The following is a 13,584-nucleotide window of genomic DNA, read 5'->3' on the forward strand; positions in this document are numbered from 1 at the left end:
CGTGGCCAAGGACGCCGAGGTGAAGACCTGCATCACGTGCGGACGGCCGTTCGCCAACCGGAAGAAGTGGCGTCAGCGCGGCCAGTGGGACCAGATCGTCCACTGCTCGGAGCGGTGCCGCCGCAGCGCGAAGAAGTAACGCGGTCTTGGGCGTCCTGGCGGTGGATGACACACCGCGCCGATAGGCTCGGCGTCGTGGGTACCGCTGATGGGTGACGAAGTCACGCAGACCGAATACAGCCGAGAACACCGGCTGCAATACCGGCGGAAGGTCCAGCTCAGCCTCGACGTGTTCGAGACGATGCTCGCCCAGTCCAGCTTCGAGTGCGAACGCCCGCTGACCGGCATGGAGATCGAGTGCAACCTCGTCGACTCCGCCTATCAACCCGCGATGACCAACCGCGACGTGCTGGCCGCGATCGCCGACCCGGCGTTCCAGACCGAATTGGGCGCCTACAACATCGAATTCAACGTGCCGCCCCGCCCGCTGGGCGGCAGTTCGAGCGTGGACCTGGAGCGCGAGGTGCGCGCGAGCCTGAATGCCGCGGAGGCCAAGGCCAACTCCGACGGTTCGCACATCGTGATGATCGGCATCCTGCCGACGCTGATGCCCGAGCACTTGGCGGCGGACTGGATGAGCGACTCGACGCGCTATCAGGCGCTCAACGACTCGATCTTCACCGCCCGCGGTGAGGACATCATGATCGACATCGGCGGGGCGGAGCGCTTGTCGTTGCAAGCCGCGTCGATCGCGCCCGAATCGGCTTGCACCAGTGTGCAATTGCACCTGCAGGTGTCACCGGCGGAGTTCGCACAGAACTGGAACGCCGCACAGGTGCTGGCCGCACCGCAGCTGGCTCTGGGCGCCAACTCCCCCTACTTCTACGGCCACGAGCTGTGGTCGGAGACGCGCATCGAGTTGTTCGCCCAAGCCACCGACACCAGGCCGGAGGAACTCAAGACCCAGGGGGTGCGACCGCGAGTGTGGTTCGGCGAGCGCTGGATCACGTCCATCTTCGACCTGTTCGAGGAGAACGTCAGGTACTTCCCGTCGCTGTTGCCGGAGGTCTCCGACGAGGATCCGGTCGCCGAGTTGGCCGCCGGGCGCACACCGACGCTTCCGGAACTGCGTCTGCACAACGGCACCATCTACAGGTGGAACCGTCCGGTGTACGACGTCGTGGACGGGCGCCCGCACCTGCGGGTCGAGAACCGGGTGTTGCCTGCCGGCCCGACCGTGGTCGACATGCTCGCCAACGCCGCCTTCTACTACGGCGCCCTGCGGGCGCTGTCCGACGACGACCGCCCCATCTGGACGCAGCTGAGTTTCGCTGCGGCAGAACGCAACTTCACCTCCGCTGCGCGCAGCGGGATGGCGGCGCGGCTCTACTGGCCAGGCCTGGGCGAGGTGACGCCCGACGAACTGGTGCTGCGCGAACTGCTGCCCCTGGCCCACGAGGGACTCGAGCGGTGGGGTGTCGCCGCCGAGGTGCGCGATCGCTACCTCGGAGTGATCGAGGGGCGCGCCAAGTCCGGTCGCAACGGAGCGCTCTGGCAGGTCGAGACGGTACACGCGCTCCAGCGGCGTGGGCTGGACCGACCCGGGGCACTGGCCGAAATGCTGAGCCTGTACTGCGAACGGATGCACGGCAACGAACCCGTTCACACCTGGGACGGGCCGTCCTGAACGAGCGGTGAGGCGCCGTCGGTGGCGAGTACGTTGGAGTGCGTGACCGATTCCTCCGACTCGCACTTCATGGATTGGGACGAGGCCTACCGCGGTGACGGTGGGTTCGAGGGAGCCCCGCCGTGGAACATCGGCGAACCGCAGCCGGAGCTGGCCGCCCTCATCGCGGCGGGCAAGGTGCGCGGCGAGGTTCTCGACGCCGGCTGCGGCCACGCGGAACTGTCCTTGGCCCTCGCCGCCCAGGGGTACACGGTGGTGGGCATCGAGTTGACGCCCACCGCGGTCGCCGCCGCCACCAAGGCCGCCGCGGAGCGCGGGCTGTCCGGCGCCACCTTCGTCCAAGACGACATCACGACCTTCACCGGATTCGACGGCCGGTTCGACACGATCCTCGACTCGACGCTGTTCCATTCGCTGCCGGTCGAGGGACGCGAGGGCTACCAGCAGTCGGTGTACCGGGCCGCCGCCCCTGGCGCCGTCTACTACGTCCTGGTCTTCGCCAAGGGTGCCTTCCCGGCCGAGCTGCAGGAGAAGCCCAACGAGGTCGACGAGGCCGAACTGCGCGCGGCGGTCGGCACGTACTGGGAGGTCGACGAGATCCGGCCGGCCTTCATCCACGCCAACATGCCGTCCGGACCAGACGCGCCGTTCCAGCTGAGCCACGACCACGACGACAAGGGCCGAACCAAGATGCCGGCGTTCCTCCTGACGGCGCACAAGGCGGGCTAGAACTCAGGCGTCGATTCCCAGATCACGCCCGAACCCGTTCGGGATCAGCAGGTCGGCCGGGCCGAGGTCGTGTATCGACGAGTGGCCAAGGCCCAGGAGCGCCGAGTCGATCCCGCTGCGCATGATGTCGAGGACGTTCTCCACGCCGGCCTGGCCGCCGGCGGCCAGCCCCCAGAGGTATGCCCGACCGAGCATCACCGCTCGGGCTCCTAGCGCCAACGCCTTGACCACGTCACCGCCCCTGCGGACGCCGCCGTCGAGAACCACCTCGACGTCACCGCCGACCGCGTCCGCTATCGCCGGCAACGCGCGAATCGGTGCGGGCGTGCCGTCGAGGTTGTTGCCGCCGTGGTTGGAGACCGAGATCGCCGAGACTCCGGCGTCGACGGCACGTTTCGCGTCGTCGACCCGCATCACGCCCTTCAGCATGAACGGCCCACCCCACTGCTCCCGAAGCCAGGCGATGTCCTCCCATGTCGGCAGCGGCGTCTGCATCCATTCGCCATAGGCGCCGAAGAACGTCGGCGCCGGGCCGCCATCCGAGGACAGGTTCGGTGCAGTCAGGTCGGGCACCTTGGCGGCGCGGGCGAAGTCGAACAGCCATCGAGGCCGCGCGATCCCCTCTGGCGCAAAGCGAATCATCGCGCGCAGGTCCATCCGTTCCGGGATCGACGGGCTGCCCCAGTCGCGGCCGTGGGAGAAGCTCCAGTCGGTCGTGACGATGAGGCCGACCGCGCCGGCCGCCCTGGCCCGCTCCATGCGCGCCACCAGCTCGTCGCGGCTACCCGTCCAGTACATCTGGAAGAAGGTCTGCGGGTTGGCCGCGGCGACGTCCTCGACCGGCTTGCTGGCGAAGGACGACAGGCTCATCGCCGTGCCACGGGCCGCCGCCGCTCTGGCCACCGCCACCTCGCCGTCCGGGTGGACGGCCTGCACTCCGGTCGGTGAGATGAAGACGGGCAGCGAAATCGACTGTCCCATGACCGTCGTCGAGGTGTCGCGCTTGGCGCAGAGTCCGGCGACGTGCGGCGCGAAGCCCAGCTCGGCGAACGCCGCGGTGTTGTCGTCGACCGAGATGCCTCGCTCCGAACCCGCGACCAACGCGCTGTAGACGCTCTTGGGTAGCCGTTTGGCGGCCCGCCGTTGCGCTTCGGCGACAGTCTCGAACCAACCGGTCGTGCCCATCATCGAAGTCCTCCGGTCGTCAGCGGGTTGTCGTCGCACATTCGTCGTGGCTTCTTGGTGATCACGGTCAGCGGGATGGCCCGCGAGTGGTCTACGGCCGGCTTGGGGATGCGACGTTCGCGGGCCAGGGCGGGTTCGCCGTAGCCCTGCACGCATTCGGGGTCGGGTCCGTCCAACGGCAGACCGGTGAAGAACTTCGCCGCCATGCACCCACCACGGCACCCGTCGTAATGATCGCAACTGCCACACGCCCCCGCCGACTGCGGCTCACGCAACTCGGCGAACAGCTTCGAGTTCTGCCAGACGTTCTGGAAGCCGCTGTCGGACAGAATGTTTCCCGCGAGGAACCGGTCGTGGATGGCGAACGGGCAGGCGTAGACGTCCCCCACCGGGTCGATCAGGCACACCACCCGCCCCGCACCGCAGAGGTTCAGCCCCGCCAACGCGCCGGGCTGTCCCAGCCCCGAGAGGTGGAAGAACGAATCCCCGGTCAACACACCCTCGCCGTGGGCCACCAACCAGTCGTAGAGCTGCACCTGCTGGGCCGCCGTCGGATGCAGCTCGTCCCACACGTCGGCACCCCGACCCGACGGACGCAGCCGGGTGATCCGCAACGTCGCACCGTACCGATCGGCCAGGGCCGTGAACTCGTCGAGCTGCCCGACGTTGTGGCGGGTCACCACCACCGAGATCTTGGCATCGGCGAAACCCGCCGCCGACAAATTCTCCAACGCCCGGATCGCCATCGCGAACGACCCCGGACCACGCACCGCGTCGTTGACCTCCGCAGTCGCCCCGTCCAACGAGATCTGCACGTCGACGTAATCACTGGCCGCCAACTTCGCGGCCACCTTCTCGTCGATGCGCACCCCGTTGGTGGAGAACTTCACCCCCACCTGATGCGCGGTGGCATAGTCCACCAACTCCCAAAAGTCCGATCGCACCGTCGGCTCACCACCGCCGATGTTGACGTAGAACACCTGCATGCGCTGCAACTCGTCGATGACGTCCATGCACTGCCGCGTGCTCAGCTCCCGCGGATCGCGTTTGCCCGAGGACGACAAGCAATGCACACACGACAGATTGCACGCGTAGGTCAACTCCCACGTCAAACAGATCGGGGCATCCAAACCCCGCTCGAACTGCTCGACCAAGCGCGGAACGGGCTGCACGGCGGTCACGGAACACGCACCAGCATGCGCGATTCCACCAGCGTGGCAAGGGCCTTCCGGTAGGCCGGCTCACCCTCGACGCCTGCTGCCCGCAGTGCATCTCGCGCGGTCGAGTGCTGACCGAGCAGCGTCACCACCTCCACCACGCCGGCGTTCTTGAGGAAGGAGAGCTTCCTGGTCCCGAAGTGATACAGCAGGGCGCCGAACGGTTCGGGCCGCACCGCCACCTGCGGATGCAGCCGCCAGCGGACGTCGAGGTCGAACATGGGTCAGTACACCCCGCACATGCCGTCGATCGAGACTTCTTCCACCAGTACCTCGTCGACGAGCGTCTCTGCTGCTGAATGGTTTTGGGGGTCTTCGGTGTGGTCCATCGTGGTCTCCTCGGCGATCGGGGTCAGCATCACGCTAGGGCAGCCGGCGTCACCGGCGGTACTCGCCGAATGGGCAGTCACCTGCCCATCCGGACGGGTCGCACATGCGGTCCGCTCGGGTCGGGCGCCTCGACGGATACCTCAATAGCGTTGACCGACAACATCTAACGAGGGGCCGGTGCCATGATCACCCTGCCGACCATGTCCGGCGTCCGTGTGACCCGCGGCCGTGGACCGCACGTCGCGCATCCGGGTATCGCCACGCTGTGTACGCCACGGTTCTGCACCCGCCGAACCCGTGAAGGGCTGGCCGTCGAACACGATCTGACCCCCGACGAGATCTCCGACGAGCTGGCCGTGCTGTTGGCCGCCGAGCTCGACGACGTCGGCGTGCTGCGCGGTCAGCCGGAGTTCGAATCAGTGTTCACCGGCATCGTGCAGTCCGTCGCCACCGACGGCGATCCCGACGGCGCATGGCGGGTGTTCTACCGAAACTCGTTGCACCGCCTGGAGTCCGGTTGCGCGTCCTTCGCCCCCGTCCACCGGCGGGCGGCGGCACTGGTGGTGGGCCGCCGCGTCGTCGACCTGGGTTCGTGTTTCGGATTCTTCCCGCTCCGCTTGGCCGGTGACGGCCTAGACGTCACCGCCACCGACCTCAGCGCACCGACGATGGATCTACTCGACCGCACGAGCACACGGCTGGGGCGCCCGATCCGCACCGTGGTTTGCGACGCGGCTCGAGTGCCCCTGCCGGCCGGCGTGGCCGACACCGTCACGGTGCTCCATCTCCTCGAGCACCTCGATCCGACGGCGTCCGCGGCGGTCCTTGACGAGGCCGTGCGTCTGACGCGTCGTCGGGTCGTGGTCGCGGTGCCGTTCGAGGACGTGCCGCGCGCGTGCTACGGGCACGTGCAACGCTTCGACCTCGACGCGCTCCAGGAGATTGCCGCCGCATGGCGGGCCGCCGGCATCCGGGCCACGGTGCACGAATATCACGGCGGGTGGCTGGTTCTCGACCGCTGAACCCTCAGATCAACCCTCGCTTGCTCGCGGCGTAGACCGCCTCGGCCCGCCTGCTGACCTCCAGCTTGCGCATGATGTTGCTGACGTGGAACTTCGCGGTGGTCGCCGAGATGTAGAGCTGTTCGCCGATCTGGATGTTCGACGACCCGGTGGCCAACAGCCGCAACACTTCGAGCTCGCGGTCGGTCAGCTGCTCGTGGGTGTCGGCTCGCCCGGACATCGAGCGCACCACGGCGGCAGCGCTTCGCGAGTCGAATGCACTGTCCCCGGCCGAGATGGCGCGGATCGCACGCACCAACTCGGTCGTGTCGACGTCCTTGACGACGTACCCCCGTGCGCCGGCGTGGACCGCGCGCACCACCAGATCCTCGTCGAGGAAGGTGGTCAGCACCAGCAACCCGATCCCAGGGTGCGCGGCGGACAGCCTGGCGCACAACGACAATCCCTCGTATTCCGAGCCTGCCGACAGCTTGAGATCGAGAAGCACCACGTCGGGGCTCGTCGTTCCCACGACGGCGATCGCCTCGGCCTCGGAGGACGCCTCCCCCACCACGATCAGACCCGGTTGACGCTCCAACACCGAGCGCAGTCCCTCCCGGAGGATCGCATGGTCGTCGACCAGCACGAGCCTGATCGTGGCGGTGGTGACGTCAGTCGTCATGTTCGGCCGTCCTCTCGATGGGTGAGGGCACGCTGGTCGACGGCACGCTGGTCGACGGCACGGTGGGTGAGGGCACCGTGGCCACGACCCGGACGCCCCCGATGCGTGACCGCAGCACCTCCAGGGTGCCGCCGTGCTCACGGGCGCGCGCCAGCATGTTGGCCAATCCGCGGTGATGGCCGTCGACGTCTCCGGCATCGCTCAGACGCAACATCATTCGCAGCTTCTCGGGTTCGCCGGTGCCGTCGTCGGCGATGGACAGCGTCACCGTCGCCGATGAGTAGGTCAGCCGGACGATGGCCCGGCTGGCATGTCCGTGCATTGCGGTGTTGAAGAGGGCCTCACCGGCAATCCGTAGCAGTGCGTGCTCCACGTCGCTCGGCATCTCCGTCGGCACGCCGACGACCCTGAGCGTCACCCGAAGGTCTTCTGGCATGTGCACGGTGGCCAGCTGATCGAGCATCTCGGGCAGGCTGGAACGGCGGGAATCGCCCGGATGGTTCAGCGCATAGATCGCCGACCGGAGTTGCTCGACGGCGGAGCGACTCAGGTCCTTGGCCAGATCGAGCCGTTCGATCAGATCGCCCGAGGCCCCTGCGGTCTCCAGCTCACCCCGGCACACCTCGATCTGCATCCCAGCCGAGAGCACCGTCTGAGCCACGCTGTCGTGCAATTCCCGTGCGATGCGGTGGCGTTCGGAATCGAGCACCTGGTGGCGCTGGGCCGCACCCAGTTCTCGCTGCGTGGCCAGCAGTTCGGCGTTGCGCGCCTCGGATTCGGCGAGCAACGCCTGCGACTTGCTGAACAGGGCACAGTTCTGCAGCGCGACGGCGGTCTGGCTGGACAGGATTCGCATCACCACCTCGTCGGAACCGTCGAGCACGCGACTGTGCGGCGTCCACGCGGAGAATGCGCCGATAACGTTGCCGTCGAGCTCGATTGGGACGTGGGCGTGTCGACGCTCGATCACCGGAAGCCGAAACTGCGCCAGCTGTCCGCGCAGGATGTCGTTGAGCCGGTTGAGCACGGCGTCGGGTAGGTGCGGTCCGGGGTCCATCGCGCCGGAGACGCCTTCGAACGCGTACGCCACTCCGGCCGAATCCAAGATCAGGTGGCGCGGACTGGCCTCCGGTAGTGCGCCGTCGGCCAAAGCCATCAAGATCCACTCGGCGTCGAGATGGACGCGGGCCGCCTCGGCGACGGCCCGCACCAGGTTCTCCGGGCCCTCCGTGGTCTGCACCAGGGCGCGGGAGATGATGTCGAAGGCCGCCACGACCCGGTCCAGCCGCTGAGCGGCCATGCGCAGTTCCGGATAGAAGGTGCCCTTGCCGGACCGTACCCCGGTCAACCGCTCCAGGTCGGGCCGACGGTCGGGCGCGCGCGAGAGTTCCGACGTCACATCGCAGCCCGGAACAGCGCCTGGATCTGATCCGCGTCGGCCTGCCGCGGGTTGGTGGTCATGCAGGCGTCCTGAAGGGCGGCCGCCGCCAGCCGTGGCAGGTCGGCGTCGGTCACCCCGAGCTGAGCCAGACCCCGCGGCACACCGACGCGCACCGCGAGGCATTCGATGCGATCGGCCAGGGCGAGAGCGGCTTCCGCCGCCGGCGCACGCGGATCCACGATCCCGAGGTAGGTGGCGATGGCGCGGAAGGGCTGTGGATCGTCCTCGGCGTTGAACCGGATGACGTGGGGTAGCAGCACCCCGTTGATGACGCCATGAGGCAGGTCGAGCAGTCCGCCAACCTGATGACTCATCGCATGTGCGGCGCCGAGGATGGCGTTGGTGAACGCCAGCCCCGCCTCCAACGCGGCCTGGGCCATCAAGACTCGGGCCGACATGTCCTCGGGCCGGTCGATGGTGGCCACCAGGTTGTCGGTCACCATCTGAACCGCCCGTAGCGCGTGGTGGTCGGTGAGCTGATTGTGACCGAGCGACACGAATGCCTCGATGCCGTGCGTCAACGCGTCCAAACCGGTTGCCGCGTTGAGCCATTCGGGCATGGTCGTGAGCAAGCGGGGATCGATGACGGTGATGTCGGGGACCAGCGAGCGGCCGAGGATGGTGATCTTGGTGTTGCGGGTCGTGTCGGTCACGATGCAGAACTGGGAGACGTCGGCGCCCGTACCCGACGTCGACGGCACCACCACCAGCGGCGGGATGGGCATGACGGCCCGGTCCACGCCCTCGTAGTCGAGGATGTCTCCGCCGTTGGCGGCCAGGATTGCGACACCCTTGGCGGCGTCGATCACCGATCCTCCGCCGACGGCGACCAGGACGTCGCATCCGTTGGACCGGTACACCTCGTGGCCGGCGGCGACCTCGTGATCCTTCGGATTCGGGGTGAGGTCACTCCACACCCGTGCCTCCACGCCCTGCTCCCTGAGGTGCGCCGTCATCTCGTCGACCCAGCCCGCTTCGATGAGCCCGGCGTCGGTGACCAGCATCGGACGCAACGCACCCAGCCGCAGTGCCGCGTGCGCGGCCTCGACCATCGAGTCGACTCCGAAGACGATCTCGGGTGCGTGGAACTTCAGCACCCGGCCCGAGGCGAGGTCACCGGAGTCGTGCCGGTGCTCGGGGTGTCGCAGTGGCGTCGCCGGGGGACGTACCCGCTCCAGATTCGCCACGATTCCGCCTCGCACGACACTCGGCCGAGACACCGAGTGTGACTCAGGCAACAACGTCGAATCCACCCTACGACCTGCCCGCGCCTCGTCCAACCGCGGCCGACCGGTGCTCATCGGCGCACCGCTGCCGCCGCGAACTCCAACGCCGTGCGTTCGAGCCCACCGACGTCCCTGACCACCCTGACCCGGTTGCAGTGCTCGGCGTAGAGGGGAAGGTCGCAGCTGCCGAGACCCCAGGAGTACCGCGGTTCCGGTGTCAGCCAGACCGTCTCGCGAGCCCGGCGGGCAATCTCTTCGAACGCGTGCACGTTGGGGTCGGCGGCATTGTTCCTGCCGTCGCCAAGCACCAGTACGGTCGTGCGCCGCGTCACCGCCGAGGCGTGCTCGGCGATGAAGTCGCCGAAGACGCGTCCGTAGTCGGAGTTCGCGTCGACGTCGAGGACGTCTCCGCCGAAGATCATGCCCAACGCCCGGTCGCCAGGATGCTGGCGGAACAGTTCGGTGGTCTCGGCGACCCGCGCGACGAACGCGAACGACCGCACCTGGGTGAACGCGTCCTGCAGACCGTGCGCGAGGTTCAGGGTGAACCGCGACGTGGCCCGGACCGACAGGCTGACGTCGGCCAGGACGACCAATCGAGGGCGGTCTTCGGCCCGTCGCACGGTGACGGGGACGAACGGGATGCCGTCGAAGCGCATGTTGCGCCGCATGGTCCTCCCGGAGTCGACCCGGCCGCCCGCAGCGTCGCGGCGCCGCGGCGTCAGCGCACCGTGCAGGCTTCGGGCCAACCGCCGTAGCGACTCCTCGAGTTCGGCACGCTCGACCTCGCCGATGCGCTCGACGCTCGCCTCCCGCATCGCCCGCGCTTCGACGATCACGTTCTCCAGTGCCAGCAGCGCCTCGAGGTGGCGTTTGAGCGCCTCGGGGAGGTTCTCCAACACCCCGGTCAACCGCCGCCGCAGGGCCGCGGCATCCCCCTCGTCACCGCCCTCGTCCTCGTCGAGTTGATTCAGCCAGCCGAGCAGGGCGTCCTGTTCGGCGATGGTCAGGGAGGCGTCGACGCTGGTGGCTGCGCCCGAGGCCAGCGTTCCCGGCGGTCCCGCGCCGTGCAGTCGGGCGGCGGACAACTCCACGCGGTAGGCATTCGCGTCTTCGCCGACCTTCTCCTTGGAGAACACGATCTGGTCGGTCAGCGCGGCCAGGTCGATCTTGTTGGCCTCCTGGTGCAGGTTGTATCGCTGGGCAAGGTCTTCCTGTTTGAAGTAGTCCCGGATGCTGGCTGGTTTGCCGTGCTCGTGCCCTTCCTCGGGTGTGTCGCTTGGCTCGTCGGACAGCGTGAAGGACTCGAGTTCACCGGAGTCGACGAGCTCGTCGTGGCCGTGTCCGTGTCCGCCGGCCCCCTCGTCGTCACCCACGCGGATCAACGAGAAGAACGCGTCGAAGATCTCGGTGAACACCGGCTCGTCACGCTGGTCCTTCACCAGCGCCGCCTGCAACGCGATGCGGAGGAGGGTCCGGGAGGTCAGCACGCCCGGTTGGCCGGCGCACCGCATCGCGTCGAGCGCCTCGGGGATCGAGACGCGAAGACCCGCCAGCCGCAGGAGTCGCACGAAACGGTGCAGGGTCGCTTCCACGCCTTCTCCTAGAAGGGCCGACGACGGCCGAGTGCGGCGTTCTTCTTCGGCGTGCCGTAGTACCCGTCGCCGAACCGGCCGGGCCGGTCCTTGGCCTGCCGGATGGCCGGGCCGTCCGGTTCGGCGTCCGGGGACGCGTGGTCGTGACCGCCCGGCCCGTGGTCGTGCGCGTGGTCGTGTCCGTGCCCGTGCCCGTGCCCGTGGTCGTGCCCGTTGCGGAGCGAGGTGGGTACCGTCGCATTGGGATCGACGAGCCTGGGCAGTGCGTCGAGCGCCTTGCGAACGTCCTTGTCGTACTTGACCACTACCGACACCGTGTCCGACAACACCTTCGCCGAGAGCTCGCCGACGCCGAGCACCGCCAGGGTACGAGCCCAGTCGATGGTCTCGGAGATGCTCGGCGACTTTCGCAGGTCGAGATCACGCAGACCGCGGACCACGTCGACGAGTTGCGCCGCCAGCGACTCGGCCAGTCCGGTGTCCTTGGCGCGAATGATCTCCAATTCGCGCTCGGCCGAGGGGTAGTCGAGGAAGGAGTGCAGGCAGCGACGCTTGAGGGCGGCCGCCAGATCACGGGTGTTGTTCGAGGTCAGAATCACGTACGGCGCATGCTTGGCGGTGAAGGTACCGATCTCGGGTACCGACACCTGGTACTCCCCAAGCAGTTCCAGCAAGACGGCTTCGAGCGACTCGTCTGCACGGTCGATCTCGTCGATGAGCAGCACCACCGGATCCTCCGACCGCACCGCTTCGAGCAGCGGGCGAGGGGCCAGGAACCGATCGGAGAAGAACACGCTCTCCTGCTTCCCGATCCGGTCGACGGCCTCGTCGAGGTCGGCGGCGTCGGCCACGAGCTGGCCGATCTTCTCCCGCAGAATCTGGGTGTACAGCAGTTGCTTGCCGTAGTCCCACTCGTAGAGCGCCTTCGTCTCGTCCTGCCCCTCGTAGCACTGCAGCCGCAGCAGCCGGCGGCCGGTCGCGGCCGCCAGCGCCTTGGCCAATTCGGTCTTGCCGACACCGGCGGGCCCCTCGATCAACAGCGGCTTCTGCAGCATGGTCTGCAGGAAGACCGTCGTGGCCAAGGGCTCGTCGGCGATGTAGCCCTCGCGGCCGAGCGCCTCGCGAACCTGCTCTACGGAATCCAGCATCAGGACAGAAGATCGTCGAGGTCACCGTTCATGCAGTGTTCGACCACGGGGCGGACGAGGTCGAACGTGCACTCCTTGGCGTTGCCCGGCGTGCAGGCGTCACCGAGTACGTGGTTGGTGATGCGGTCGACGTCGGCCTTGTCGCCCTTGATCACCGGCGCGTTTTCGTAGTAGGCGGTCGGTCCCAGGCCCAAGCGGTTCTTGGAGTAACTGTCCTGCTTCACGTCGGTGAACTTCTCGATGATGTTGACGTCCCGCAACAGCCGGATCGCAGCGGCCAGGGCGGCGTCGGCGGCTTGGACGTCGGTCATGCCGTAGGTGTCGACGCCCATGGCCTGCGCGATGTCGGCGAAACGCTTGTAGGCAACCGGCATGTTGAACGCCCACACCCGAGGCAGGGCGATCGCGTTGTTCAGACCGTGATGGGTGTCGTAGAAGGCGCTGACCGCGTGCGATATCGAGTGGATGATCCCCAGACCACCGGAGTTGAATGCTTGTGCCGCAATGTATTGCGCGTACATCATGCCCTGGCGGCCAGCCAGGTCCTCGCCATTCCAGGTGGCCTCGCGCAGGTTCTCGGCAGTGAGCTTGATGGCCCGGATCGCGTTTCCGAGTGAGGGTTCGAAGTTGAGCCGGGACACGTAGGGCTCCGACGCGTGCGCCAGCACGTCGAACCCGCACTGGGCGGTGTAGTCGACGGGGCAGCTGTAGTAGAGCACCGGATCGTCGACGGCCAGCGTCGCCACGGACGCGTCGTCGAAGGCCACGTACTTGTGCGGGTTGTCGGGGTCGGTCGTGGTGTCGGTGATGACGTAGGCCCAGGACGTCTCCGACCCGGTGCCCGCGGTGGTCGAAATCGCAATGTGCGGAGGGTTCTTCGGATTCTCGGACATGTTGAAACCCTCGAAGTCGTTGACGTTGCGACCGTCGTGCGCGACCGAGATGCGGGCACCCTTGCAGGCGTCGTGTGTGGAGCCGCCGCCGATGGAGATGAAGCTGTCACACTCGTTTTCCTGATACAGCTTCACCGAGTCCATGACGTTGTAGTCCTTGGGATTCGACTCGACCTGGTCGTACACGACCACCTCGAGGCCGTGCCACTTCAAGGACTCCGCCATGTTGTGCACGATGTCGGTGCCGCGCAGGCCCGAACTCATCAGCAGCGTCCGCTTGAACCCCATCTTGAGGGCTTCCGGGCCGACCATCTCGTGGGCGCCGGGGCCCATCATGGCGCGGGGAAAGGGGTGAAACTCCTTGATGGGGAAGGGCTTGAGTAGGTCTTCGACCTTCATGACTGATCCTCTCGTCCGTGACGCGCTGCGCGTGACCATCAAGGTAGGCAG

At 67.5% G+C, this 13,584-nt stretch carries 14 protein-coding genes; 4 read left to right on the forward strand and 10 right to left on the reverse strand.

Annotation, left to right across the window (positions count from 1 at the left end):
• Position 1 precedes the first annotated feature (1 nt).
• From H7K45_RS31545 to H7K45_RS17850, 3 genes are all read left to right on the forward strand, one after another.
• Positions 2–139, forward strand: coding sequence for a DUF2256 domain-containing protein (locus tag H7K45_RS31545; protein ID WP_263997223.1), 138 nt, complete (start codon positions 2–4; stop codon positions 137–139).
• A gap of 69 nt (positions 140–208) precedes the next feature.
• Positions 209–1,687, forward strand: a complete 1,479-nt coding sequence (locus tag H7K45_RS17845; RefSeq protein WP_263997224.1) for a glutamate-cysteine ligase family protein — start codon at positions 209–211, stop codon at positions 1,685–1,687.
• A gap of 69 nt (positions 1,688–1,756) precedes the next feature.
• Positions 1,757–2,416, forward strand: coding sequence for a class I SAM-dependent methyltransferase (locus H7K45_RS17850; protein WP_276070259.1), 660 nt, complete (start codon positions 1,757–1,759; stop codon positions 2,414–2,416).
• Between the two features lie 3 nt (positions 2,417–2,419).
• Here H7K45_RS17850 and mftD read toward each other — a convergent pair whose 3' ends face one another.
• Genes mftD through mftA form a run of 4 tightly spaced genes read right to left on the reverse strand, consistent with a single transcriptional unit; the run spans position 2,420 to position 5,147 of the window.
• On the reverse strand, positions 2,420–3,601 hold the full coding sequence (gene mftD / locus H7K45_RS17855; protein ID WP_263997538.1) for a pre-mycofactocin synthase MftD: 1,182 nt from the start codon (positions 3,599–3,601) through the stop codon (positions 2,420–2,422).
• Positions 3,601–4,782 carry a mycofactocin radical SAM maturase gene (gene mftC / locus H7K45_RS17860; RefSeq protein ID WP_263997226.1) on the reverse strand — a complete coding sequence of 394 codons (1,182 nt, stop codon included), beginning with the start codon at positions 4,780–4,782 and terminating at the stop codon, positions 3,601–3,603. Before mftC ends, mftD begins: the two co-directional genes overlap by 1 nt.
• Positions 4,779–5,039, reverse strand: a complete 261-nt coding sequence (gene mftB / locus H7K45_RS17865; RefSeq protein ID WP_263997228.1) for a mycofactocin biosynthesis chaperone MftB — start codon at positions 5,037–5,039, stop codon at positions 4,779–4,781. The genes mftC and mftB overlap by 4 nt, the downstream gene beginning before the upstream one ends.
• 3 nt (positions 5,040–5,042) lie before the next feature.
• Positions 5,043–5,147, reverse strand: a complete 105-nt coding sequence (mftA, locus tag H7K45_RS17870; protein WP_263997539.1) for a mycofactocin precursor MftA — start codon at positions 5,145–5,147, stop codon at positions 5,043–5,045.
• 201 nt (positions 5,148–5,348) lie between these two features.
• Here mftA and mftM point away from each other — a divergent pair, with 201 nt between their 5' ends.
• On the forward strand, positions 5,349–6,170 hold the full coding sequence (gene mftM, locus H7K45_RS17875; protein WP_263997229.1) for a mycofactocin oligosaccharide methyltransferase MftM: 822 nt from the start codon (positions 5,349–5,351) through the stop codon (positions 6,168–6,170).
• 4 nt (positions 6,171–6,174) lie between these two features.
• Here mftM and H7K45_RS17880 read toward each other — a convergent pair whose 3' ends face one another.
• The 6 genes from H7K45_RS17880 to mdo form a co-directional block, all read right to left on the reverse strand.
• Positions 6,175–6,831: a MadR family response regulator transcription factor gene (locus tag H7K45_RS17880; protein ID WP_263997230.1), complete on the reverse strand. Its 657-nt coding sequence runs from the start codon at positions 6,829–6,831 to the stop codon at positions 6,175–6,177.
• The gene (locus H7K45_RS17885; protein ID WP_308206417.1) at positions 6,821–8,230 is read right to left on the reverse strand and encodes a MadS family sensor histidine kinase; all 1,410 of its coding nucleotides are present in this window, start codon (positions 8,228–8,230) and stop codon (positions 6,821–6,823) included. Before H7K45_RS17885 ends, H7K45_RS17880 begins: the two co-directional genes overlap by 11 nt.
• Positions 8,227–9,420: an iron-containing alcohol dehydrogenase gene (locus tag H7K45_RS17890; RefSeq protein WP_263997541.1), complete on the reverse strand. Its 1,194-nt coding sequence runs from the start codon at positions 9,418–9,420 to the stop codon at positions 8,227–8,229. The genes H7K45_RS17885 and H7K45_RS17890 overlap by 4 nt, the downstream gene beginning before the upstream one ends.
• Positions 9,421–9,569: 149 nt before the next feature.
• Entirely contained in the window at positions 9,570–11,093 is a 1,524-nt protein-coding gene (locus H7K45_RS17895) for a VWA domain-containing protein (RefSeq protein WP_263997231.1), read from the reverse strand.
• Between the two features lie 8 nt (positions 11,094–11,101).
• Entirely contained in the window at positions 11,102–12,241 is a 1,140-nt protein-coding gene (locus H7K45_RS17900; RefSeq protein WP_263997232.1) for an AAA family ATPase, read from the reverse strand.
• Positions 12,241–13,533, reverse strand: a complete 1,293-nt coding sequence (gene mdo / locus H7K45_RS17905; RefSeq protein ID WP_263997233.1) for an NDMA-dependent methanol dehydrogenase — start codon at positions 13,531–13,533, stop codon at positions 12,241–12,243. Before mdo ends, H7K45_RS17900 begins: the two co-directional genes overlap by 1 nt.
• Positions 13,534–13,584 lie beyond the last annotated feature (51 nt).

Source organism: Mycobacterium yunnanensis (assembly GCF_025823185.1).
In the GTDB taxonomy this organism is placed as follows: Bacteria; Actinomycetota; Actinomycetes; order Mycobacteriales; family Mycobacteriaceae; genus Mycobacterium; species Mycobacterium yunnanensis.

Bases quoted from the DNA above. Each gene is read 5' to 3' on its own strand.
- H7K45_RS17845 (WP_263997224.1), top strand. From the start codon at position 209: ATGGGTGACGAAGTCACGCAGACCGAATACAGCCGAGAACACCGGCTG.
- H7K45_RS17850 (WP_276070259.1), top strand. From the start codon at position 1,757: ATGGATTGGGACGAGGCCTACCGCGGTGACGGTGGGTTCGAGGGAGCC.
- mftD (WP_263997538.1), bottom strand. From the start codon at position 3,601: ATGGGCACGACCGGTTGGTTCGAGACTGTCGCCGAAGCGCAACGGCGG.
- mftB (WP_263997228.1), bottom strand. From the start codon at position 5,039: ATGTTCGACCTCGACGTCCGCTGGCGGCTGCATCCGCAGGTGGCGGTG.
- mftA (WP_263997539.1), bottom strand. From the start codon at position 5,147: ATGGACCACACCGAAGACCCCCAAAACCATTCAGCAGCAGAGACGCTC.
- mftM (WP_263997229.1), top strand. From the start codon at position 5,349: ATGTCCGGCGTCCGTGTGACCCGCGGCCGTGGACCGCACGTCGCGCAT.
- H7K45_RS17880 (WP_263997230.1), bottom strand. From the start codon at position 6,831: ATGACGACTGACGTCACCACCGCCACGATCAGGCTCGTGCTGGTCGAC.
- H7K45_RS17900 (WP_263997232.1), bottom strand. From the start codon at position 12,241: ATGCTGGATTCCGTAGAGCAGGTTCGCGAGGCGCTCGGCCGCGAGGGC.
- mdo (WP_263997233.1), bottom strand. From the start codon at position 13,533: ATGAAGGTCGAAGACCTACTCAAGCCCTTCCCCATCAAGGAGTTTCAC.